The sequence below is a fragment of the Collinsella sp. Sow4_E3 genome (assembly GCF_052116285.1).
In the GTDB taxonomy this organism is placed as follows: domain Bacteria; phylum Actinomycetota; class Coriobacteriia; order Coriobacteriales; family Coriobacteriaceae; genus Collinsella.
This window is the reverse complement of record NZ_JBQKLJ010000142.1, coordinates 1-396: the sequence shown is the minus strand read 5'-3', so window position 1 is coordinate 396 and position 396 is coordinate 1. Positions and strand designations below refer to the sequence as shown.

The window sequence follows — 396 nt, the reverse complement described above, 5'->3', positions numbered from 1 at the left end:
ATCCGATAGTCGTCCGCCACATAGAAATTTTCGTCTACTTTATCAATTGCACCTAAGCCGTTTTCCACAATAAATAAAGGATTTTGATAACGATTATATAATTCATTTAGGGCAATTCGTAAGCCTTCGGGATCAATTTGCCAACCCCATTCACTTGCTTCTAAGAAGGGATTTTTAACGCCGCCTAAAAGATTCCCATTTGCTGTATCGTTGGTAGTACCAGTAACATCGACAGCAGTCGACATATAATAACTAAGGCCAATGTAATCCACTGGGTATTCTTTTAATAATTCTAAATCGCCTTCTTCAATAACTAAGTCTTTCACAGCATATTTTTGATACATGCGTTCTGCGTATGCTGGATATTCACCACGAACTTGAACATCTGTACAATAA

General features: G+C 37.4%; 1 protein-coding gene. It reads right to left on the bottom strand.

Going from position 1 to position 396, the window contains the following annotated elements; genetic code table 11:
• The coding region (locus ACTQ48_RS11660; RefSeq protein WP_441571106.1) for a family 1 glycosylhydrolase at nt 1-396 on the bottom strand (396 nt) is incomplete at both ends.